The 22,228-nt window shown below is 71.1% G+C and carries 21 protein-coding genes and 2 tRNA genes; 9 read left to right on the plus strand and 14 right to left on the minus strand.

What is annotated here, in order from left to right:
• Window positions 1-308 precede the first annotated feature (308 nt).
• From MKK53_RS17515 to MKK53_RS17570, 12 genes are all read right to left on the minus strand, one after another.
• The gene (locus tag MKK53_RS17515; RefSeq protein ID WP_243929995.1) at window positions 309-1,907 is read right to left on the minus strand and encodes a porin; all 1,599 of its coding nucleotides are present in this window, start codon (window positions 1,905-1,907) and stop codon (window positions 309-311) included.
• Window positions 1,908-3,263: 1,356 nt separating this feature from the next.
• Complete coding sequence (locus MKK53_RS17520; RefSeq protein WP_243929996.1) at window positions 3,264-3,794, minus strand: hypothetical protein; 531 nt, start codon at window positions 3,792-3,794, stop codon at window positions 3,264-3,266.
• A 466-nt stretch (window positions 3,795-4,260) separates the two neighbouring features.
• Window positions 4,261-4,533, minus strand: coding sequence for a hypothetical protein (locus MKK53_RS17525; RefSeq protein ID WP_243929997.1), 273 nt, complete (start codon window positions 4,531-4,533; stop codon window positions 4,261-4,263).
• Window positions 4,530-4,664, minus strand: coding sequence for a ribbon-helix-helix protein, CopG family (locus tag MKK53_RS17530; protein WP_243929998.1), 135 nt, complete (start codon window positions 4,662-4,664; stop codon window positions 4,530-4,532). Before MKK53_RS17530 ends, MKK53_RS17525 begins: the two co-directional genes overlap by 4 nt.
• A gap of 342 nt (window positions 4,665-5,006) precedes the next feature.
• Window positions 5,007-5,081, minus strand: a tRNA-Thr gene (locus MKK53_RS17535).
• A 124-nt stretch (window positions 5,082-5,205) separates the two neighbouring features.
• On the minus strand, window positions 5,206-5,685 hold the full coding sequence (locus MKK53_RS17540; protein WP_243930079.1) for an NUDIX hydrolase: 480 nt from the start codon (window positions 5,683-5,685) through the stop codon (window positions 5,206-5,208).
• A gap of 261 nt (window positions 5,686-5,946) precedes the next feature.
• On the minus strand, window positions 5,947-7,491 hold the full coding sequence (locus tag MKK53_RS17545; protein ID WP_243929999.1) for a heme biosynthesis protein HemY: 1,545 nt from the start codon (window positions 7,489-7,491) through the stop codon (window positions 5,947-5,949).
• A 111-nt stretch (window positions 7,492-7,602) separates the two neighbouring features.
• Complete coding sequence (locus tag MKK53_RS17550) at window positions 7,603-9,852, minus strand: translation initiation factor 2 (protein ID WP_243930000.1); 2,250 nt, start codon at window positions 9,850-9,852, stop codon at window positions 7,603-7,605.
• A gap of 116 nt (window positions 9,853-9,968) precedes the next feature.
• A complete protein-coding gene (locus MKK53_RS17555; RefSeq protein WP_243930001.1) occupies window positions 9,969-10,661 on the minus strand; it encodes a uroporphyrinogen-III synthase in 693 nt (230 codons plus the stop codon).
• A gap of 4 nt (window positions 10,662-10,665) precedes the next feature.
• Window positions 10,666-11,541, minus strand: coding sequence for an aldose 1-epimerase family protein (locus MKK53_RS17560; protein WP_243930002.1), 876 nt, complete (start codon window positions 11,539-11,541; stop codon window positions 10,666-10,668).
• Between the two features lie 62 nt (window positions 11,542-11,603).
• Window positions 11,604-11,912, minus strand: coding sequence for a hypothetical protein (locus MKK53_RS17565; protein ID WP_243930003.1), 309 nt, complete (start codon window positions 11,910-11,912; stop codon window positions 11,604-11,606).
• A gap of 72 nt (window positions 11,913-11,984) precedes the next feature.
• On the minus strand, window positions 11,985-12,659 hold the full coding sequence (locus MKK53_RS17570; RefSeq protein ID WP_243930004.1) for a DNA-binding protein: 675 nt from the start codon (window positions 12,657-12,659) through the stop codon (window positions 11,985-11,987).
• 281 nt (window positions 12,660-12,940) lie between these two features.
• Between MKK53_RS17570 and MKK53_RS17575 the strand changes: the two genes are divergently transcribed.
• Window positions 12,941-13,606: a response regulator transcription factor gene (locus MKK53_RS17575; protein WP_243930005.1), complete on the plus strand. Its 666-nt coding sequence runs from the start codon at window positions 12,941-12,943 to the stop codon at window positions 13,604-13,606.
• Window positions 13,603-14,916 (plus strand): sensor histidine kinase, encoded by a 1,314-nt coding sequence (locus MKK53_RS17580; RefSeq protein ID WP_243930006.1) that lies wholly within the window; start codon window positions 13,603-13,605, stop codon window positions 14,914-14,916. The genes MKK53_RS17575 and MKK53_RS17580 overlap by 4 nt, the downstream gene beginning before the upstream one ends.
• Here the strand turns inward: MKK53_RS17580 and MKK53_RS17585 are convergent.
• Both MKK53_RS17585 and MKK53_RS17590 read right to left on the minus strand, forming a co-directional pair.
• Window positions 14,913-15,650, minus strand: coding sequence for a sigma-70 family RNA polymerase sigma factor (locus MKK53_RS17585; RefSeq protein WP_243930007.1), 738 nt, complete (start codon window positions 15,648-15,650; stop codon window positions 14,913-14,915). The genes MKK53_RS17580 and MKK53_RS17585 overlap by 4 nt on opposite strands.
• Window positions 15,651-15,895: 245 nt before the next feature.
• Window positions 15,896-15,972 (minus strand) — tRNA-Asp (locus MKK53_RS17590).
• A gap of 392 nt (window positions 15,973-16,364) precedes the next feature.
• On the opposite strand from MKK53_RS17590, the gene MKK53_RS17595 reads away from it, so the two are divergent.
• Genes MKK53_RS17595 through nuoF form a run of 7 tightly spaced genes read left to right on the plus strand, consistent with a single transcriptional unit; the run spans window position 16,365 to window position 22,076 of the window.
• Window positions 16,365-16,730, plus strand: coding sequence for an NADH-quinone oxidoreductase subunit A (locus tag MKK53_RS17595; protein WP_243930008.1), 366 nt, complete (start codon window positions 16,365-16,367; stop codon window positions 16,728-16,730).
• 40 nt (window positions 16,731-16,770) lie between these two features.
• On the plus strand, window positions 16,771-17,361 hold the full coding sequence (locus MKK53_RS17600; protein WP_243930009.1) for a NuoB/complex I 20 kDa subunit family protein: 591 nt from the start codon (window positions 16,771-16,773) through the stop codon (window positions 17,359-17,361).
• A 2-nt stretch (window positions 17,362-17,363) separates the two neighbouring features.
• On the plus strand, window positions 17,364-18,011 hold the full coding sequence (locus MKK53_RS17605; RefSeq protein WP_243930010.1) for an NADH-quinone oxidoreductase subunit C: 648 nt from the start codon (window positions 17,364-17,366) through the stop codon (window positions 18,009-18,011).
• A 40-nt stretch (window positions 18,012-18,051) separates the two neighbouring features.
• Window positions 18,052-18,450 (plus strand): four helix bundle protein, encoded by a 399-nt coding sequence (locus tag MKK53_RS17610; protein WP_313901563.1) that lies wholly within the window; start codon window positions 18,052-18,054, stop codon window positions 18,448-18,450.
• Window positions 18,451-18,508: 58 nt separating this feature from the next.
• The gene (locus MKK53_RS17615; protein ID WP_243930011.1) at window positions 18,509-19,699 is read left to right on the plus strand and encodes an NADH-quinone oxidoreductase subunit D; all 1,191 of its coding nucleotides are present in this window, start codon (window positions 18,509-18,511) and stop codon (window positions 19,697-19,699) included.
• Window positions 19,700-19,712: 13 nt separating this feature from the next.
• Window positions 19,713-20,765 (plus strand): NADH-quinone oxidoreductase subunit NuoE, encoded by a 1,053-nt coding sequence (gene nuoE, locus MKK53_RS17620; protein WP_243930012.1) that lies wholly within the window; start codon window positions 19,713-19,715, stop codon window positions 20,763-20,765.
• A gap of 9 nt (window positions 20,766-20,774) precedes the next feature.
• Entirely contained in the window at window positions 20,775-22,076 is a 1,302-nt protein-coding gene (gene nuoF / locus MKK53_RS17625) for an NADH-quinone oxidoreductase subunit NuoF (RefSeq protein ID WP_243930013.1), read from the plus strand.
• The last annotated feature ends 152 nt before the right edge of the window (window positions 22,077-22,228 follow it).

Below are 22,228 nucleotides of genomic sequence, written 5' to 3' on the forward strand. Positions count from 1 at the left end.
TTCAAGCCGGATGGCCCCGGTTTCAGCGCACGAAAAAGCCGACCGGTTTCCCGGTCGGCTGAGTCGAAGGGTCTGAAGCTTTGGTTCAGAGCCGACAGGCCCCGGTACCTGAGTCGGTCGCCGCTGAAACCTAAGCATTCGCTCGGAGGCAGCGAATATTCCGCCGAAGAGCTATGATCTTTCTAGCATGACCTGATGATATCTCAATGAAAAAAAGTTTTATTCGTTGAACGATGCTTGCTCGCCATGCCAACGACGAAAGCCCGGCCTGACGGCCGGGCGGGTTCGATCGTGCGGGACAGGTCGGGTCAGAAGTCGCGTTGGACGCGGAAGCGGAACTGGCCGGCATCCTGCGAACTGATGGTGCGCAGGGAGTTCTTGGAGATGTCGGGCGTGACGCCGCTGTTCAGTGCAGTGCGGATGTATTCGCCCTCGACGCCGATATCGAGGTCCTTCACCGGCGTCCAGATCAAGTTGGCGCCCGTGACGATCTGGTTGTTGCCGCGCAGGATCGGGCTCGTGGCGAAGGCGAGGGCGTTGGCGGCGCTGGCACCGGTCGGGGCGAAGCCGAAGCCGAGGGCGCCGAGGGCGTTGCGGCCCTTCGGGTTGTAGTCGATCTCCGCGTAGCTCCCGAACACGGCCGAGCGCCAGGACGGCGACCAGTAGTGCAGCAGCGAGGCCACGACCGAGAACGAGGTCGAGAGTTCGAGCCTGCCGGTGGCCGGGTTCAGCACGGCATCGGAGTAGTATTGCAGGAACGACCCGCCGCTCACCGGGGCGGCGGCGAGGGCATCGTAGGGCGCCGTGTAGTTCGAGATGCCGGTGTAGCTCATGGCGCCCTGGCCGTAGGCGCCCTGGAGGTAGAAGGCGTCGCCCTGGGCGATGAAGGGCAGGTTGACCTTCACGGCCCCCTGGACCGCGAAGCCGTAGGCACTGGACGCCCGGCCGGTCGGCGCGATGCCGAGCCCCGCCGTGGCGGTGCTGACGCCCGCGACCGTGCTGGACGCGTCGCCCGCGTCGATCTCGTGGACCGCCGCCGACAGCTGGGCCGAGCCCCAGGGCTGGTCGAGGCGCGCGACGCCGACGAAGTCCGGCAACCGGCTCTTCTGCGTCACGTCCACGAAGGCGACGGTGCCCGGCCCCACGACGATGGGGGCGAGGAAGGTGGAGGGCGTGAAGGGATTGAAGGCGTTGCTGTAGCCGGCGAAGCCCCCGGCCGCCGTGAAGGCCCCGACGGCGGCGCCGCTGCCGAAGATCGGAAAGCGCCGGAAGGTCGGATCCTCCATCGAGCCGGTGAGGGTGATGCCGTTGCCGAGCACCGCCGAATAGGCGAGCAGGTTCGTGCTGTAATTGTCCGATCCGGCGGTGCCGCCGATCAGTTCGAAGTCGTGGGAGTAGAAGTCGAAGAAGGACGAGGCGCGGCCGGCGGTGAGGCCGGCGAACTGGATGAAGGCCTTGTCGGCGTTCACGAAATCCTGCGTCCGGCCGAAGGCGTCGGCGCCGAGGCCCGGGAAGGCCTGCCCCTCGCGTTGCCGGGAGGCGGAGGTCAGGAAGGGGCCGCTGCGCGAGGCCACGTCGAGGCGGATGAAGGCGCGCAGGGTGCCGTAATCGGTGGCCGTGCGGGCATCGAGGTTCAGCCGGAGCAGGCCGACATAACCGGACACGTCACCGCCGGTGCCGGTGCGGACCTTGCTGCTCTGGTACAGGTAGTCGTACCGCGCCCGGCCCGACAGACGCAGGCAGGTGTCGCTCCCCGGAATGTAGAAGAAGCCTGCACCGTAGGTGGTGCAGACGCGGACATAGTCGACGGGGACTGCCTTCCTGACCGGGAGATCCGCGGCGCGGGCGCCGCCTCCGGTGCCCAACAGGGCCGAAGAGCAGAGCAGAATCGTCTTGAGGTGTCGCATGGTGTCCCCACATTCGACGCCACTCGCGCGCAAGCGCCGGCATCGACCCGAATCCGCGCGCAATCGCAGTCTTCGCTTTTGGCGAAGGTGAGCGTTGCAGCTTTTTAATGGTTTGGCCGCCACTCGTTCGGCAGCTTGACCATAAATACGGTTCCGAGTTTCGCCAAATAAAATGGGTTTTCTTTTATCAATCGTCGTTGTCTATTTGAAATTTTCTTTGATTTTCGAAATACATCGAGTTCTTCGATTTTGGCGGATGCTGTGCTCCGGCATCATCGGGGGGCCGATGCCGGTCCGTCTCCCAGCGAAGGGGCAGCCGGGGGTGAGGCGCGGGCGGTGTCGGGCTCCGGCCACGGCGGCCGCTCATCGGGTCGCGATCCGTTTTTCCCCGCGAGGCGGGCTTGCGGCACGCGCCGACTGTCCCGCTGCCGCACGGCGACCGGCAGTGGGATCCGCTGCTGCCACGGCTGTCCGACCGCGACCAGCCGATCGCCCCCGACGACTGGGGCTTCGGCCAGGGCGACGCGCCGTCTGCCGCGCAGCACACCGACACCTCCGGTGATCCCGCCAAGACCATGGAGGCGCTGGTCGCCCCTTTCGACATCGCGCGATACACGCCCGTCATACGGGATCGCCGGGGCCCGGCCGGGTTCCGCACAGCGATGGCCCATCCGGAACGCCGAGGCCATCGCGGAGGGCCGGGGTGCCACGTGGCAGGGAATCGCCCGGCACTGGGCCGATGCGGCGGCGCATTCCGAGCAGGGCGACGCGTTCAGCTCGTTGGAGAGCGTCAAGCAACGCCCCCTCAGCACCGGCCCCCACGCTGCGCGGTACGATCCGGACACCTGGACCGACGAGTACGCCATTCTGGCGCGGCCGGACGAGCGGGAGATCCGGGCAGCATTGCCCTACGACTGCCTCACCCGCACCATCTCCTGCTCGGCTTGGCCGGCCTGGAGGCACGGCCAGCCGCTACCGACGCCCGTGCCGTGGGGCCGCCATGACCCCGCCCGTCATCGTGCCGGGCGCGGACGCCTTTCTGCGCAACATGCCGAAGGCGGACCTGTACATCCTCAGGCCGGGCATCTCGCTCCGACTGAGGCGACGGAGAGGTGGCCCGGCTCGCCCCGCGAGGGAGACGAGTAACGGGCAATCAGCATTCCTGGCGATCCGCCCGCCGGACTGGCGCGCCACGCGCACCGAGCGGGTTCCCGTCTTTGGCCGGGCCGTGTCGTCGATCGGCAGGCAAGCTTGGATCCGCAAAACCGCCCGTCCGCAATGCGCGCCGATTCCGTCCAGAGCGGGCTGGTCGCCCTTGCGAGGCGGGGCCGAGAGCCTGCCCCTCGAGCGGCCATGTCAGTTTAAGGCGGCGCTGGATGGCGACGGCACTATCGACGGTGTGGGTTGGGCGGACGCCGCAACAGTATCGTGGCTGATTGTGAGGCGGGCACTGTCCGCTGCGGCTGGGTAGGATACCGGCGCCGGGAGTGCGGGATCCTTGAGACGGAACTGCTGTGTAATTTGTCGAGTATCCAGGCTTATTTTTCTGTCCGATGGTATCTTCGCGCGCACCTGTTCCAGAAAATCCCGCGCAGCCTGAAGTTTTTGCTGATTGTACTCCGCTTCATTGAGACGATTTTTCTCTGAAATCACCTCCCGCTCGTGGGCTTCTTGAGCTTGATATTGTAGCTCCAATGACGCGCGGGCAAAGAATGCCGATACTTTTTGAATGATATCGCTCGTCATGATTGTCGGTCGCGTAAAGAAAAGATAAAATGTGTTCGACGCGAAAAATATCAGCGCAATCAAGAGCAGGAGATCCGCAGCTCTGCCGGATATGGTCCAGAAAGCAATCAAAAACAGAGAGGCTAAAGCTGAAACCGCCATAAGAATGAAGCGCGTTATTATCATAACCCTACCATTGTTCGATATCGATTATGAGGCTTAGGCCGTAATTTTGCGGCCATATAATGAATTTCGAAGGCCATCGGAGAAGCTTATCAGTCATAACGATTCAAGCCGACCGGGTCATCTGCTTACAGCCGGGCGGTGCGAAATCGAGACTCAATGACGTGGATAATCCGGCTCGCTTCCCGTGCCATTCTCAGCGATGACCCGGCCGGTCAGGCCGGCAATCCTGCGGCTCCCTGGCGTCCGAGACCGACTGCCTTGAAGCCGACAACGCTAACCGGTGCGTAGACTGGCGGCGTCAGTAGAGCCGCCGCGGCAGACGACCGAATGTCGGCTCCGTTCGTGCTCCCGGCCCTCGTCTAGGCGCCCCATCCGGTCGCCCCGACCGCGCGGTGTCCAGCCTCGGTCTTGCTTCGCCCCCAGCGCCTCTCCCGATGGCTGGCTAGCGGATGACATCCGAACCGCTGGCGGCAGTATCGCCCGCCGCCAAACCGATAGCTTCCTTCTGCGCGACGAGCATGTCGATGATTTCGGTGACGACCGCCGGCCATGGCACGTTGTGGGCGTGAAGAAACTCCGCCGCCTTCACCACTGCTTCGAGTTCATCGACGGAAAATGCGTGCCCCGTGCTGTTGGTGTGGAGCATCCGCTCAGCGAGCTTCGTCGACAAACGCAGGACATCGCGCGCGTTCAAAGGCTGAGCGTTGTGGCTCACTTCAGGTAGCCTTTCGCCGTGAGGTGCTCGCTGACGATCCGCTTCAGAGCTTCGGACCGACTGACCTCCCGATCACGGGCGAAGTCGCCGAGCGCCTCAATGACCTCTTGCGGCATGCGTGCGGTCAGCATCGGATCACGCCCAGTTGCAGGCCGTCCGCGCTTCTTCGGTATGTCCGCACTCGACGCCGGCATGATTTCGGTAATACCACGACGATGGGCCGGGCGAAAGCACCCCCCTGCGGGCCGGCCCTCACCACCACCCGCACCGAGAGTGCTGTCTATCGCGATCCATGCTCCTGCAGGTGCGAGGCCCGTTCCCACCGTCAACGCAACGGCACGCCGAGGCCGCTCCCTCGACAGGGCAGGGGCCGGAGGTTCGGGGCTGCAGACCTGCCATAACGGACGCGCGCCGTTTACCCAGCACGTTACCCGGAAGCTTTTTTGGGGGGCTCTAAGACCGAGCTAGGTGACTGGTGCTGCGAGAGAGGATTGAACTCTCGACCTCTTCATTACCAATGAAGTGCTCTACCACTGAGCTACCGCAGCATCTGGCATCCCCTCGGGGATGCGGGCGGATCGGGGTGCCGCTGGGGCGTTCCGACCGCGCGAGTGGGGCCATACCGGATCGGGGACGGCTTGGCAACGCTCGTTTTGCAGGAGCCCCTCAGGGCTAGGCCGTCGCCTCCAGCACCGCCGGACGTTGCAGCGTCGCGCGGATGATCGCCGCGAGACCGGGCTCGGTCACCGCGTCCGCCGCCTCCGCAGGGGTGAACCAGCGCAGATCCCGCTGGTTTTCCTCGGGAAAATGCTTCAGCTGCTTGCGCACCCGCAGCGGGAACACCTTCACCTGGCAGGTGACGGCCTCCAGGTTCTTCAGGCGCTTCTCGTAGAGGTAGTAGCCCAGGGGACGCTTGCCGACCGCGCCCCGCAGCCCGGCCTCCTCGTAGGCCTCCTGCGCCGCCGCCTCGAAGGGCTTGCGCCCCTTCATCGGCCAGCCCTTCGGGATCACCCAGCGGCGGCTCTCGCGCGAGGTGACGAGGAGGACCTTCATCGCCCCGTCGCGGCCGCGGCGGATCGGCAGGACGCCCACCTGACGCCGGGGCTCTTCCGTCTCCTCCGTCGGGAGGTCGAAGGCCAGGGGCCGGTCCATGCTGCCCTTGCTCACCCCCTCCTTGCTCACGGCCCCCTTGGCAGGGCCGGACTTGGCGGAGTGGGACTTGGTGGAGGCGAGCTTGGACAGGCTGGACTTCGACGGGCTGGACTTCGACGGGCTGGACTTGGCCTGGCTGGACTTGGCCTGGCCGGGCTTGACGGTGCGCGTGGCGATCGGAGGCTCCTCGGGGCGTCCGGGCCACAGCCCACGACGCCCTTGTCGGCGGGTTGCCCCGCGTGGCCCGGAATGAGCCGTTGTCTAGATATTGCTACGTCCTGGACCCGATGCAAGCTCGATACCACGTGCGGTGGTGTCGCGTCCGGCGGGCGGGACCGCCGCCGTCGCGGCCGGGAGGACCGGGGCGGGGACGGGCAGGGCGGCTGCGGCCATGCCTGCCGAGACGGGGTCGGCGGTTCCCTTGTCCGCCTGCGGGGCCGCGGGGGGCTTGGCCGGCACGAAGAGGGTCTCCTCCCGCGGCTCGTCCGCCTCGGGGTCCATCGGCCCGGCGGGGGCAGCGAGGGCGTTCGGCGGGGCCTGCCACTGGAACGCGTCGAGCTGCCCCGTGGCCGGAGAGACGGGCTCCCAGGTCTGCGAGGCGGTGCCGTCGGCGATCCACAGGGCGTCCCGCGGGGCGCGGGCGGCGCGGGCGAGCCATTCCCGCGCGCGGCCGGACTGGGCGCCGTGCTCGGCCTCCTCGATGGCGGCCATCATCAGGCAGGTGCGCACGGTCGGCTGGTCGGTGGTCAGGGGCTGCAGCGCCTCCCTGGCGCGGCCGAACTCCCGGGCGTCGAGGGCCGCCTGGGCCACGGCGAGGCGCGCCTCCGGGTCCCAGGAGGAGAGCTTGGCGAGGTTTTCCGCCCGGGCGAGCCGGTCGCGCACGGAATCGCCGGTGCGCAGGCCGAGATAGACCTTGGCGAGGTCGGGGTGCGGGTTCGTCCGCCACGCCGCCTCCACGATCCGCGCGGCCTTCTTGAGGTCGCCCCGGCGGGCGAGGAGCCGGGCGGCGATGCAGGCCGCGGGCACGAGGTCGGGGGCGAGCTTGACCGCCTGGAGGGCCCGCTCGGCGGCGGCCTCCGGCTCGCCGGCCTCGCGGTCCCGGGCGATGGCGGTGAGCAGCACCGCCCGCTGGCGCTTGGCCGCGGGCTTGTCGATGAGGCCGAGGGAGGCCCGGCGCTCCACCGTCTCCAGGGCGCCGGTCCAGTCGGTGTCGGCGCAATGCGCCTCCAGCATCGCGTCGTTGGCCCAGGTCACGCTCGGCGCCAGCCGGGCCGCCTCGGTGGCGTAGGCCCGGGCGGCGACCTCGTCGTCCCGGCGGCGCGCCTCCACGAACAGGCCCCGCAGGCCCAGCACCCGCGTCTCGGATTCGTCGGCCATGGCCTGGAAGGCGCGCTCGGCGCCCTCGCGGTCCCCGGAGATCTGCGCGGCCTGCGCCTTGAGCAGGAGGGTCAGCGGCTCGGTCCCCAGGAGCCGCTCTGCGTCGCCCGCATAGCGCCGGGCGGCCAGGGGATCGCCCGAGCCCACCGCGATCATGCCCCGCGACAGCGCCGAGAGCCCCTTGGCCCGGCGCCGCTCGGAGGAGCCGCGCACCAGCACCTCCGGCAGGCCGATCACCCCTCGGATGATCGCCCAGACGAGGCCGAGGACGACCGCCGCCGCGATCACCCCGACGATGGCCAGGGCGAGGCTGGTGCCGATCTGGTAGCCGTTCCAGACCACCGTGACGGTGCCGGGCCTGTCGGCGATCCAGACCGCCCCGAAGGCGGCCACGGCCAGCAGGACGAGGTAGGCGAGGGCGCGCCACATGGGGTCAGTCTCTCCTGGCGCCGGCCCATGGAAGGCCGGCACGCGTGCGGGATGGCGCGGGGCGCGTGCGGCCCCATGCCGACGGGTTGCGGGGGCGGGCGGGCGCCGCCGTCACTTCTGCCCGGCCGGGGCCGGCAGGGCCTGGAAGGCCGAGGCGGTGAGCGCCTGGGAGGCCTGGGCCGCCTGGGCCCGGGTGGCGAGGGTGGTGCCGAACTCCCCCGCCTGCGCCTTCGCCTCGGCCGGCAGGGCGTCGAAGGCCTTGGCCGCCCCCGCGAGGTCGCCCCGGTCGAGGGCGGCCTGCACCGCCTCCTCGGGCGCCGCCGACGGCCCGTCGGCCGGGGCGGCGGAATCGGCCTTGCGGACCTGCACCAGCCCGTCGGCCATGCTCAGGAGCTTGGCGCGGAAGTCGCCCGTCTCGGCCGCCGCCTTGGCCCGGGCCGCCTGACGGGCCTGGGCGATCCTGTCGGCGATGCCGCGGAAGGTGCCGGCGAGCTGGCCGACCGTCGGCGCGCCCTTCTCGGCGAAGGGGGCGAGCGCCGAGGCCTGATCCTGCACGGCGGGATCGAGCTTGCGCAGGGTCGCCAGCGGCTCGGCATAGGGCGCGCCGCTGGCGAGCGCCGAGGCCACCCGGTCCGCGACGACCACCCGGAGGGCCGCCTGGACCGTGGAGGCCGGCGCCCGGTCGGCGAGCCCCTTGTCGAGGGCGGCGATCCGGTCGGCCTGCTCCGCGAGCTTGCGGTCCGTGGCCTTGGCGGTCTCCGCCGCCTGGGCCTGCCCCGCCTCGGCCGCCTTGCGGCTCGCCTCGGTGGTCGCCTGGACCGACTCGGTGGCGGACTTCACCCGGGCGTCGAGGGTCTGCTGTAGCGAGTCGAGCCTTTGGCCCAGGGCCGCGTCGGCATCGGCGTTCCGCTTGGTGCGGGCCTCGACCTCGCCCTTCAGGGAGGCGAGGGCGTCGGCCGTCTGCTTGATCTGCTCCTGACCGTCGCTCGCCCCGCCGGAGGCCCCCTCCAGGGCGCTCACCCGGGCGGCGAGCGCGGCGAGGGGCTTGCCGCCGTCGGCCTGGGTGACGCCCAGCCCGGCCGCGCCGGACGCGTCGCGCCCCGGCTCCTCCTGGAGGGCGGCGACGCGCTGGTCGAGGCTGTCGAGGCGCGAGGCGAGGTCGGCCGGCAGCGCGGCCTGGCCGGCCGGCTGACCCTGGTCGGGGGTGCCCGCCGGGGCGACGGAAGCCTTGTCGACGGAAGCCTTGGCGAGGGCCTCCTTGGCGCTGGCCTCCGCGGTCGCCACGCGCTTGTCCAGGGCCGAGAGGGCGTCCCTGGGGGCGAGGGTGCCGACGCGCTGGTCGAGGGCGGTGATCTGGCCGGTGAGCTTCTGATCGAGGGCGCTCACGCGGCCCGCATCGCCGCCGAGGCCCGCCTTGTCCGCGGCGAAGAGCAGGCCCGCGCCGATCACGCCGCCGAGGAGGCCGGCCGCGGCGACCGAGCCGAACCCGCCCCGCGCCCGGGCGGCGGGGGGCACGGTGGCCGCAGGCCCCGTCCCGGAGGGGCCCCCGGTGCCGGACTTGGTCTCGGGCTTCGTCTCGGGCTTGGTCTGTGGCTTGGCGCCGATCCCCGCCTCCGGGGGCTTGGCCCCGGTGGCGGAGGTCTTGGCCGGATCCTTCGGCGCGTCCTTGCCCGCGGAGGCGTCGGGGACGCGGGTCGCCTTGAGGTCGAGGATCGGCCCGGCCGTCACCGCCGCACCCGCCACGGCCCCCGCGGGGCCGCCGGCGCGGGCGCTCGGGCCGGCCGTGTCCACCGGATCGGGCTTGCCCTGGCCCGGCTTCGATGCGTCGCCCGCGGCGGCCGGCTTGGCGGGTTCGGGCTTGACCGCATCCGGCTTGGCCGCGCCGGGGGGCGTGACGCCCGACCCGCCGGGCTTCGGCGGGGTGCTGGCGGGGCCGGAGGCCGGGGGCCTCGTCTCCGGCGCGGTCGCCGGGATCGGCTTGAGATCAGGCTTGGCACCCCCGGGCGCCCCGGGCTTCGCCGGGTCGGCCTTCGGGGGTTCGAAGCTGGGAGGCCCGGCCTTGGGCGGCTCGGCCTTGAAAGGCTCGGTCTTGGCATCGCCCGAGACGGCGGCCGTCGCCGGGCCGGGCTTCGGCGGGGTGCCGGCCGGGGAGGGCGTCACGGGCTTCGCCGCGGAGGGGGAGACGGGTGCGGGCCCGGCGCCCGGCTTGGCGTCGCCGCCGGGCACGGCCGGCTTCGCCCCATCGGCGGAGGGGACCCTGGGCGCGGGCGAGGGCGAGCCGCCCTTCGCGGGCGACGCGTCCGGCTTGGCGCCGGCCGGGCCGGAGACCGGCTTGTCTGCGTCGCTGGGCGCTGGCGTCACGGGCAGATCCTCCACTTTCGGCGTCGTAGCCCCCGCGGCGTCGCGGTGGCCCGTTCCCCTACCACCCCGCCGCCGCTTCCGGCGATGGGGGCCTGATGCGTGTGTCGGGCCACCCGTCACCGGGAAAGCCCATCGAGCAGCGCGGATTCGCGCGGGTACGCCGCGACGAAATGGACCGGGACACCCGCGACTTCCAGGGCCCGGGCGACATCCGCGGACAGGCAGTAATGATCGAGGGCCCGGAAAGCTCCGCCGAGTCCCGCCGCTTCGCACAGCGAGGCGGCGGCCTCGGCGCTGCGATGCGAGTAGTGCAGGGCCGCCTCCAGCCCCTCCGCCGCGAGGGCGGCGCCGACCGGATCGGGCAGGCGGGGGACGGGTTCGGCGCGGTAGGCGACGTGGGTGACGAGGCGGAAACCGGCGGCCTCCAGGGCGGCGGCGGGCTCGGGCTTGCGCTCGGCCCCGGCCGCGTGGAGCAGGCGGGCGCCCGGCTTCAGGCGGCCCCTGACGAGGGCGGCGAGGCCCGCACCGTCGCCGGGCCCCTCGGTCACCGGGCCGAGCCCGGCGGCGGCGGCGCGCTCCGCGGTCCGCGCGCCCACGGCGAAGACCGGCACGCCGCGGAAATCCGCGCCGAGGGCCGGCACGGCGTTGGCGCTGGTGAGGACGATGCCCTCGAACGGACCCGCGGGGGGCGGCTCCCCCACCGGACGGACGGCCAGGACCGGGGCGACGAGGGCCGCGTGGCCGAGCCCGGCCAGGGCCGCGCCCGTGCGCGAGGCCCCCGGCTCCGGCCGCGCCACCCAGACGCGCACGCCCTCAGCCCTCCAGGCTCAGGCGCACCTCGTGGTGCGCCTGCGCACCGGGGGCGAGGAGACGCTGCGAGTCGCGCTGCGCCAACTCGCCCGCGAAGCCCGCCCAGTCGGCATGCCCGGTCCAGCATTCCAGGGAGAGGAACGGCGCGGTCGGCTTGGTCCAGACCGCGAGGTGCGGGAAGTCCTCCATCTCCATGCGGATCGCCTTGCCCGGCCCGGTAAAGCGCATCACCCGGCTGTTCGCGTTCCGGAGGACGAAGGCCTCGGTGAAGATCGCGGGGTCCAGGGGCAGGCGTGCGCCGTCGAGGGGCACCGGCTGCTCGTCGCGCAGGAGGAGGCCGCCCTCGCCGACCATCGGGGCGAAGGGCCGCTCGGCCTGCTCGAACGCCACCGCATAGCCGCCCTCCTTCGCCCGCTCGCCCCCCGCGAAGGGCCAGGGGAAGGCCGGGTGGAACCCCAGCGCATAGGGCAGGGGCGTCCCGCCGGGGTTGGCGACCGTCACCGCGAGGTCGAGCCCCGCCCGGCGCAGCCGCGCCGCCACATCGAGGCGGAAGGCGAAGGGGTAGTGGTCCCGCGTCTGCGGGCCGTCGGTGAGGCGCAGGAGCACCGAATCGGCGCTCCGGTCGATCACGGTGAAGGGCATGTCGCGGGCGAAGCCGTGCTGGCCCATCGGGTAGCGGCGCCCGTCCACGGTCACCGCCCCGCCGGCCGAGGCGCCGACGACCGGGAAGAGCCACGGGGCGTGCCTGTTCCAGTGGGCGGGGTCGCCGCTCCAGAGATATTCGGTGCCCCCGACCTGCCAGGAGACCGGCTCGGCCCCGTGGGTCGAGAGCGATGCCGTGCTCCCATCCTGCGCGATGAGGTCGATCCGCTCGCCCACGGCCTGCTCCCGGTCCTGTCTCGACTGTCGAGTTAAAGGACCGGGAGGAGGGCGCAAGGGCCTCAGTCCACCTTCTTCAGCGAACCGAGATCGACCTCGCCGTTCTGGCTCGTGAAGGTGAGGGACTTGGACCCGCCATCGGCCTGCGAGACGCCGCCGATGCGATGGTCGCCGCTGTCGTAGGTCTCGACCGTGCCGTTCGTCTCGATGAGCAGGCGGTGCTTGTCCGGGAAGAAGGCGTACTTCATCCCGTTCTGCGCGCCGCTGGTGGAGGGGGATCCGAGATCCTCCGGCCACCAGGGCTTGGTGCCTTCCATGGGCTTCATCGGCTCCATGGGCTTCATGGGTTCCATCGGCTTCATCGGTTCCATGTCGCGTCCTCCGCTCCGATCCGGTCTGCGGAGGACGCGCCAGACGCCCGGTGGTTGCACGCGGCGGCGCGCTCACGGCGCCGGGCGTTCGCGGACCTGCCCGTCGAAGCCCACATGGAGCTGGTGCTCCTGGCCGTCCCTGTCCTTGGCGGCGACCTCCAGGTGGCGCGGCCCCCGGCCGGTGACGCGGACATCGTCGTAGCCCGCCGCCTTCACCGTGGCCGTGAGGGCGGGGACGTCCGGCGACGGGGCGAGGCCGACCCGGTCCTTCGCCCAATCGAGGGTGCCGAAGGGCGGGCCGCCCGCCGGGCCGAGCACGACCTGGCGGCCGTCGCCGTGGGTCAGGAGCCGGGCGTGGAGGAAGCCGTTCTCGAACCGGCCCTGGACGGTGACGCCCTCGCCCTTGGCGACGAGCTTGCCGCCTTCGCCCGCCGGCCCGGTCTCCACCAGCGCCCGCCCGGTCGGGTCCTGCACCACGAACTTGTTGCCGAAGATCTCGACCACGTCGCCCTTCACCGCCGTGGCGCCCGAGGGGGCGAGGGCCTGGATCGCCACCGGATCCACCGCCGTCTGCGTCACGGCCCCGTTCCGGGCGAGCGACATCCCCACCGCCCCGAAGGCCAGGGGGAGCGCCAGGGCGCCGATCACCCAGGTCCGCTTCGGGATCGGCTTGGAACGGGCCCCCTGCGCCGGGATCTCCGTCGCGGTGGCATCGATCGTCCGGGTCTCGTCGTGTGTCTCGCTCATAATCCGTCGCTTTCCTGTTGCGGACCCGCTCGGTCCGTGGAGACAGGGCTTAAGCGGGAGGGGGCGACGGGAACTGAACCCGGCGGTTCAGCCCCGGTTAAACGGCCTGACCTACCCCGGCGGCGGTCGCTCTTCGCCACCCCCGCGAGCGCCGCGACGCGCGCCGGGGGGGCCGGGGGCGGGATGCCTCCCGCCGGCCTGGATGGCGTCGCCGCGCCCGCCAAGGCGGGGGCGGCCCTAGATCGACAGCGGGCCGCGCCGGCCGCGCGAGGGAGACGGGTGTGAAGATCCTGCTGGTGGAGGACGATGCGGCGCTGGCGGCCGAGATCGACAAGGCCCTGCGCGCGGAGAACTTCGTCCTCGACCGGGCGGCGGACGGCGAGAATGCCCGCCACCTCGGCGAGACGGAAGGGTACGACGCCTGCGTCCTCGACCTCGGCCTGCCGAAGGGCGACGGCGTGTCCGTCCTCACGGCGTGGCGGGCGGCGGGGCGGACCCTGCCGGTGCTGGTCCTGACGGCCCGGGACGGGTGGAGCGACAAGGTCGCCGCCTTCAAGGCCGGCGCCGACGACTACCTCGTCAAGCCGGTGCGGGTGGAGGAACTGGTGATCCGCCTGCGCGCCCTGGTGCGCCGGACCCAGGGGAACGGCGCGAGCCGCATCGCCTGCGGGCCCCTGAGCTTCGACCCCGGCCTCGGCGCCTTCGAGCGGGACGGCCTGCCCCTGCGCCTCACCGGCCTCGAATGGCGCGTCCTGTCCTGCCTGATGCTGAACAAGGACTCGGTGGTGCCCCGGACCTACCTGATCGAGCGGGTCTACGACGGGGACGCGGAGGTCGATTCGAACTCGGTGGAGGTGATCCTCGCGAGGCTGCGCAAGAAGGTCGCCCCGGCGCGGATCGAGGGCGTGCGCGGCCACGGCTATCGCCTCACGGCGGAGGCGTCGTGAAGCGCCTGCGCTCCCTCCGCGCCCGGCTCGTGGCCGCGGCCCTCGCCCTGGTCGCCGTGGCGCTGCTGGCGGCGGGCCTCGGCATCGCGGTGATCCTCACGCGCTTCGTCGGCGGGCAGATCGACGAGCGGCTCGACGCGCAGGTCACCGCCCTCCGGGCCGGGTTCGAGGCCGGGACGCTGGCCGCCCACCCCGAACGGTTCGACGGGCCGCCCTTCGACCGGCCCGGGGGCTGGGTCTGGGAGGTGCGCAGCGGGACCGGGGCGATCCGCTCGGAATCCCTCGAAGGGCACGCCATCGCCCTCGGCCGGCTCGGGCCGGCGGGGGAGGGCGAGCGGCCCCGGCCCGCCGAGGGGCGCGCCCCCGGCGGCGGCGCGCTGCTCGTGCGCCTCCTCGCCCTGCCGGGGGCGACGATCCTCGTCGGCGCACCGCAGGCCGCCGCCTACGGCCCGCTGCGCGACGTGCTGGCGAGCCTCGCCCTGGCCCTCGGCCTGCTCGGCCTGTTCCTCGCCGCCGGGGCGGTGGCACAGGTGCGCCTCGGCCTCGCCCCGCTGAAGCGCCTGCGCGACGGCCTCGCCGCGGTGCGCGAAGGGCGGGAGGCACGGCTGCCCGGCCACCAGCCGAAGGAGATCCGGCCCCTCGTGGCCGAGCTGAACGCTCTGCTGGAGCAGAACGAGCGCAACCTCGACCGGGCCCGCGGCCACGTGGCCAACCTCGCCCACGCGCTCAAGACGCCCCTGGCAACCCTGGCGATGGCGCTGCGCGACCCGGCCCTGGACCCCGGCGGCAGGCTGGCCGCGCAGGTGGACGACATGGACCGCCGGGTGCGCCACCATCTCCGCCGGGCGCGCGCGGCCGCCCTGGCCGGGCCGGCCCGGGCCCGCACGCCGCTCCTCCCCCGGCTCGCCGACCTGCGCGAGGTGCTGCTGCGCATCCATGCGGAGCGGCGGCCGGAGATCGCCCTCGCCGTGCCGGAGGACACCTCCGTCGCCTGCGAGGGCCAGGACCTCGACGAGATGCTCGGCAACCTCCTCGACAATGCCTGCCGCTGGTGCGCGGGCACGGTGCGGGTCGCCGCCGAGCGGGCCGGAGGCCAAGTGGAGATCCGGATCGAGGATGACGGCCCCGGCCTCGCGTCCGACGCGGCCTCGGCGATGCTGGAGCGGGGCCGGCGCCTGGACGAGGGCGTCCCCGGCGACGGCTTCGGCCTGCCGATCACCCTGGAGCTCGCCGAGCTCTACGGCGGCTCCCTCAGCCTCGGCCGCTCGTCCCTCGGCGGCCTGCGCGCCACCCTGCGCCTGCCGGGCTAGGCCGAGGCGTCGCTCACCGTGCCGAGCGCCGAGAGGGTGACGCCGTCGCTACCGATGTCGGCGCCGCCGTAGCCGAGCATCCGGGCGAGCTGCGCCCGCGCCCGCCAGACCCGGCTCTTGGCGGTGCCGATCTGACACTCCATCACCGCGGCGGCCTCCTCGTAGCTGAGGTTCTCGATGCCCACGAGGACGAGGGCCTCGCGCATCGCCGGGGCGAGCCGGTCGAGGGCGGCGCGGACGTCCTGCAGGTCGAGGTACCCGCCCTGCTCGGGGGCCGCGGCGAGGCGGCCGGCATAGTCGCCGTCGCTGTCGGACACCTCGCGGGTCTGGCGGCGGTGGCGGCTGTAGAAGACGTTGCGCAGGATGGTGAAGAGCCACGCTTCGAGGTTCGTGCCGGGCGTGAACCCGCCGCGCCCGCGCCACGCCCGCAGCAGCGCGTCCTGCACGAGGTCGTCGGCGGCGGCGGGCTCGCGCGCGAGGGAGAGGGCGAACCGGCGCAGCGCCGGCACGCTCGCCAGGAGGCCCGTGCGGAAGGCCGTCTCGGCGGCCGCGCCGAGGCCCCCGGGGCCACCCATTGCCGTCTCGAGCCGCGCCAGGAGGTCGGCGAAGCGGTCCGGTTCGCCGGGCGCCTCCGCGTAGGCACCCCGCAGGAGCGCACCCAGGTGCCGGCGCACGGGATCGGGAAGGGCGGGGCTCACCCCGCCGACGTGGTTCAGCGCGTCAGGCTCGGTCATCTGGTCCGCTGATCGGTGCCGCGAGGACATGGCTCGCGTCAGGGCCCCGATTGTCGCCCGGAGACGAAAGGATCGCCGCAACATGCGTTAACCGGTACGGGCGTACCGAGTGCGGCGCATGGTCAGGTCCCCCCGGGCGATGGTCGCGTGCCGCAGTCGATGGTCGTGTGCCGCGGGCGCTTGGCGGCGAACACGCCGCTGCGATCGCGAAAGACGATGACGGAGGGGGGGGATGGTGGGGAAACTGGCGCGGGCGACGGGGCTCGAACCCGCGACCTCCGGCGTGACAGGCCGGCACTCTAACCAACTGAGCTACGCCCGCGCGGGCGGCCGCTGCTGAACACCTCAGTGCTGCGCGACGAGGCGGGGTTTATGGGGGGGGAGCCTTACTGTCAAGCGCGACTCGGCCGGGAAAATCGCCGGCGCCGGAATCACCGGCCGCCGCAGCCGGTGCGGGTGGGGGGAGGGAAGGGGGGAACGACGGTTGTCGCAGGTGGCGCCTTGCCGCCTGTGCGGATCTGCCGTGTTGGTTCGCCGGGAAGGTCGACCATCTCTATGCGCAGGACGCAGTTTGTGCGACGCGCAACGCCCATTGTCATGCGGCGGCGGCTCGACTAAGCCACGCCCGAACGCATCCTGGCATAAGAACAATTCCACCGGGGGAGCCGGTCCGGCCTCGCGCCGCACACGTCCCTCGTCTCGCGAGGCTTGGGCATGACCGGACTGCTGGCGGACTATCTGCCGCTCATCGTGTTCATCGGCGTGGCGCTCTTCATCGCCGCCGCGCTGCTGGTGGTGCCCTTCCTGGTGGCCTTCAAGGCGCCGGACCCCGAGAAGCTGTCGGCCTACGAGTGCGGCTTCAACGCCTTCGACGACGCGCGCATGAAGTTCGACGTGCGCTTCTATCTGGTCGCCATCCTGTTCATCATCTTCGATCTGGAGGTCGCCTTCCTGTTTCCCTGGGCGATCACCTTCGGGGAGCTCGGCTGGTACGGCTTCTGGTCGATGATGATCTTCCTCGGCGTGCTGACCGTCGGCTTCGTCTACGAGTGGCGCAAGGGCGCCCTCGAGTGGGACTAGCCGTCACGGCCACCGAGACCGCATGAATCCGAGGCGCTGAATGGCCCTGATCACCGACACCTCCCCCCGCGCCCCGGCCATCGCGCCGCAGCCCAAGGGCATCATCGACCCGAATACCGGCCGGCCGATCGGCGCGGACAACCCGACCTTCCTGTCGATCAGCGACGAGCTGGCCGACCGGGGCTTCCTGCTCACCAGCGCGGACGAGCTCATCACCTGGGCCCGCACCGGCTCGCTGATGTGGATGACCTTCGGGCTCGCCTGCTGCGCGGTCGAGATGATGCAGATGTCGATGCCGCGCTACGACTGCGAGCGGTTCGGCTTCGCCCCGCGCGGCTCGCCCCGGCAGTCGGACGTGATGATCGTCGCCGGCACGCTCACCAACAAGATGGCCCCGGCGCTGCGCAAGGTCTACGACCAGATGCCGGAGCCGCGCTACGTGATCTCGATGGGTTCCTGCGCCAACGGCGGCGGCTACTACCACTATTCGTATTCGGTGGTGCGCGGCTGCGACCGGGTGGTCCCGGTGGACATCTACGTCCCCGGTTGCCCGCCCACGGCGGAGGCGCTGCTCTACGGGGTGCTGCTCCTGCAGAAGAAGATCCGCCGCATCGGCACGATCGAGCGCTGACCATGACGAACGGCATCTCGATCCTCACCCACACCCGGCCGGAGAGCGGCGAGGCGACCCTGGCCGCCCTGGCCGAGCGGGTCTCCGGCGCCCTCGGGCCGGCGGTGGTCGCGCGCAGCACGGCCTTCGGCGAGCTGACCCTGGTCGTCCAGGCCTCCGACATCGTCTACGCGCTGACCTACCTGCGCGACGACCCGTCCTGCGCCTTCCGCTGCTTCATCGACCTCTGCGGGGCCGACTATCCGCAGCGGGAGAAGCGGTTCGACGTCGTCTACCACCTGCTCTCGCTGCGCCATAACACCCGCATCCGGGTGAAGGTGCAGACGGACGAGACGACGCCGGTCCCCTCGGTGATCGAGGTCTTCCCCGCCGCCAACTGGTACGAGCGCGAGACCTACGACCTCTACGGCATCCTGTTCTCGGGCCACCCGGACCTGCGCCGGCTGCTGACCGATTACGGGTTCGAGGGCCACCCCCTGCGCAAGGACTTCCCGCTCACCGGCTTCGTCGAGGTCCGCTACGACCAGGACGAGGGCCGCGTCGTCTACGAGCCGGTCCAGCTGACGCAGGAATTCCGAAACTTCGACTTCCTGTCGCCGTGGGAGGGCACCGACTACGTGCTCCCGGGCGATGAGAAGGCGAAAGCCTGAGAGCGAGTAGCGAATAGGGAGTAGCGAATAGGGGACTGGCGTGAATCGGACAACGATCAGTTCCTATCGGGATCTCAAGGTTTGGCAGGAGGCCATCGAGTTGGCGGTGATGTGTTACAGCGAGACGCGGTCGTTTCCGCGCGAGGAGGTCTTCGGCCTCACCGCGCAGATCCGTCGTGCTGCGGCCTCCATCGCCGCCAACATCGCCGAAGGGCATGGCCGCGAGACGCCGGGCGCCTTCGTCCAGTTCCTGCGCATCGCGCAAGGCTCGACCAAGGAACTCGAAACCCATCTGACCCTGTCGCACCGGATCGGCCTTCTCCCTTCGGTACGGACCGGCAAGCTCCTGAGCAGCTGCGACGACATCGGCAAGATGCTCCGCTCGCTGATCCGCTCACTCCAACGCACCACGCAAGGCGAGAAGGAAGCGCGACCATGACGCCGCAGACCTATTCGCTATTCGCTACTCCCTATTCGCTCTCCGGCGGAGCCGGTCGATGACTGAACACAACATCCGCAACTTCGCCATCAACTTCGGGCCGCAACATCCTGCGGCGCACGGCGTTCTCAGGCTGGTTCTCGAACTCGACGGCGAAGTCGTCGAGCGGGTCGATCCGCATATCGGCCTGCTGCATCGCGGCACCGAGAAGCTGATCGAGCACAAGACCTACGTCCAGGCGACGCCCTATTTCGACCGGCTCGACTACGTGTCGCCGATGAACCAGGAGCACGCCTTCTGCCTGGCCATCGAGAAGCTCGCGGGCATCGAGGTGCCGCGGCGGGCCCAGCTGATCCGCACGCTGTTCTGCGAGATCGGGCGGCTGCTGTCGCATCTGCTGAACGTCACCACGCAGGCCATGGACGTCGGCGCCCTCACGCCCCCGCTCTGGGGGTTCGAGGAGCGCGAGAAGCTGATGATCTTCTACGAGCGCGCCAGCGGGGCGCGGCTCCACGCCAACTACTTCCGGCCCGGCGGCGTCCACCAGGACCTGCCGCCGAAGCTGATCGAGGACATCGACGCCTTCTGCGACCCGTTCCTGAAGGTGGTGGACGACCTCGACGCGCTCGTGATGGAGAGCCGCATCTTCAAGCAGCGCAACGTCGACATCGGCATCGTGTCGGTGGACGAGTGCATGGCCTGGGGCTTCTCCGGCGTCATGCTGCGCGGCTCGGGCATCCCGTGGGACCTGCGCAAGAGCCAGCCCTACGAGGTCTACGAGGAGATGGATTTCGACATCCCCGTGGGCAAGAACGGCGACACCTACGACCGGCAGGTGATCCGCATGGAAGAGATGCGGGAATCGGCCAAGATCATGAAGCAGTGCTGCGCCAAGCTGCGCGAGCCCGCCGGGCAGGGGCCGATCGCCTCCGTCGACGGCAAGTTCGCGCCGCCGCCGCGGCGGGCGATGAAGCGCTCGATGGAAGCGCTCATCCACCACTTCAAGCTCTACACCGAGGGCTTCCACGTCCCCGAGGGCGAGGTCTACGCCGCGGTCGAGGCGCCCAAGGGCGAGTTCGGCGTGTATTTGGTGTCGGACGGCAGCAACAAGCCGTACCGCTGCAAGATCCGCGCGCCGGGCTTCGCGCATCTTCAGGCGATGGATTGGATGTGCCGCGGGCACCTCTTGGCCGACGTGTCCTGCGTGCTCGGCACGCTCGACATCGTGTTCGGCGAAGTGGACCGCTGAGGGCTGAACCACGATGGCAAACCGCAGACTGGCCCCGGCTTCCGAGCAGCCCCAGGACTTCGCCTTCACCCCCGAGAACGCGGAGTGGGCGAAGAACCAGATCGCCAAGTACCCCGAGGGCCGGCAGGCCTCGGCGGTGATCCCGCTGCTGTGGAAGGCGCAGGAGCAGAACGGCGGCTGGCTGCCGCAGAAGGCGATCGAGGCGGTGGCGGCCGAACTCGGCATGCCGAAGATCCGCGTGCTGGAGGTGGCGACCTTCTACACGATGTTCGCCCTGGAGCCGGTGGGCCGGTTCTGGATCCAGCTCTGCGGCACGGTGCCGTGCGATTCCTGCGGTGCCCGCGAGCTGAAGGGGATGCTGCAGAAGCGCCTCGGCCCGTCCGGCCACGTCTCGGCGGACGGCAACTTCTCCTGGCTGGAGGTCGAGTGCCTCGGCGCCTGCTGCAACGCGCCGATGGTGCAGATCAACCAGGACTACTACGAGGACCTGACGCCCGAATCCCTGTCGCAGCTGATGGACGACCTCGCCGCCGGACGGCCGGTGAAGGTCGGCTCGCAGAAGGGGCGCACCTCCTCGGAGCCGCAGGGCGGCGCGACCACGCTGACGGACGAGACCCTGTTCGACGGGTCGCGGGTGGGCGCGTGGCGCAAGCGCTTCGAGCAGACCGGGGAGCAGGGCGGGACACCGCCCGCCGACACGGGCGAGGCCGCCTCCGCCGGCCGGCAGGCGGCCACCACCCCGAAGCCGGCCAAGCCCGACGCCGGGCGCCCGGTGGAGCGGAAGGCCTCCGATGCCCCGGCCCAGCGCGCCGCGGGCGGCGAGGAGCCGGTGAAGCCGTCCGACCGGGCGGGGGCCGCCGATCCGGGCCATTCCACCGCCCACGAGACCCCGGCGCCGGCCCCCGAGGGGGCCACGGCCGGGGAGAAGGCGGCGGGGGAGCACGGCCACCAGACGGCGCCGGCCCGCGACGTGCCCCCGCAGCAGCCGGATGCCTCCGGCGAGAGCGAGGCGGCGGTCGAGGGCGGAACGTCCGCGCCGGCCGCCCCCCCGCGGACAGAGCAGTGAGGACCTGACATGCTCGCCGATCAGGATCGCATCTTCACCAACCTCTACGGCCTCCACTCGCCGGGGCTCGACGCCGCCAAGAAGCGGGGCGCCTGGGACGGGACGCAGTTCCTGCTCCAGCAGGGCCGGGACTGGATCATCGAGGAGATGAAGGCCTCTGGCCTGCGCGGCCGCGGCGGCGCCGGCTTCCCGACCGGGCTGAAATGGTCGTTCATGCCCAAGAAGTCGGACGGGCGGCCGCACTACCTCGTGGTCAACGCCGACGAGTCGGAGCCCGGCACCTGCAAGGACCGGGAGATCATGCGGCACGATCCGCATCTCCTGATCGAAGGCTGCATGCTGGCCTGCTTCGCCATGGGCGCGCATGCCTGCTACGTCTACATCCGCGGCGAGTACGTGGCCGAGAAGCACGCCCTGCAGAAGGCGGTGGACGAGGCCTACGAGGCGCGCCTCGTCGGGCAGTCCAACGTCCACGACTACCCGTTCGACATCTACGTCCACCACGGCGCCGGCGCGTATATCTGCGGTGAGGAGACGGCCCTCATCGAGAGCCTGGAGGGCAAGAAGGGGATGCCGCGGCTGAAGCCGCCATTCCCGGCCAACATGGGCCTCTACGGCTGCCCGACGACGGTGAACAACGTCGAGTCCATCGCGGTGGCGGGCACGATCCTGCGGCGGGGCGCGGCGTGGTTCGCCGGCCTCGGCGGCAAGAACAACACCGGCACCAAGCTGTTCTGCGTCTCGGGGCACGTCAACCAGCCCTGCAACGTCGAGGAGGAGCTGGGCATCACCTTCCGCGAGCTGATCGACCGCTACTGCGGCGGCATGCGCGGCGGCTGGGACAACCTGCTGTGCTCGATCCCCGGCGGATCGTCGGTGCCGCTGGTGCCGGCCGAGCAGATCATCGACGCGAAGATGGACTTCGACACCCTGCGCAACCTCGGCTCGGGCCTCGGCACGGCGGCGGTGATCGTGCTCGACAAGTCCACCGACATCGTCGGCGCCATCGCCCGCATCTCGTACTTCTACAAGCACGAATCCTGCGGCCAGTGCACGCCCTGCCGGGAGGGGACCGGCTGGATGTGGCGGGTGCTGACGCGCATGGCCGAGGGCCGGGCGCAGAAGCGCGAGATCGACATGCTGTTCGAGGTGACGAAGCAGATCGAGGGCCACACGATCTGCGCGCTGGGCGACGCGGCGGCCTGGCCGATCCAGGGCCTCATCCGCCACTTCCGCCCCGAGATCGAGAAGCGGATCGACCGCTACTCGGCCAACCCCCATTCCGATCCGGTGCCGATGGCAGCGGAGTAATGATGATGGGACCGTCCTACCCGCACTCCCCTGCCGAGAGCCTGACCGGACAGGTCGCGGGCATCTCCGTCTTTGCGAGCGGAGCGAAGCAATCCAGGGATGCGGGCCGTTCCAGAATGCGGCGCAGCCCTGGGTTGCTTCGCTGCGCTCGC

This window comes from Methylobacterium sp. J-076 (assembly GCF_022829405.1).
GTDB lineage: Bacteria > Pseudomonadota > Alphaproteobacteria > Rhizobiales > Beijerinckiaceae > Methylobacterium.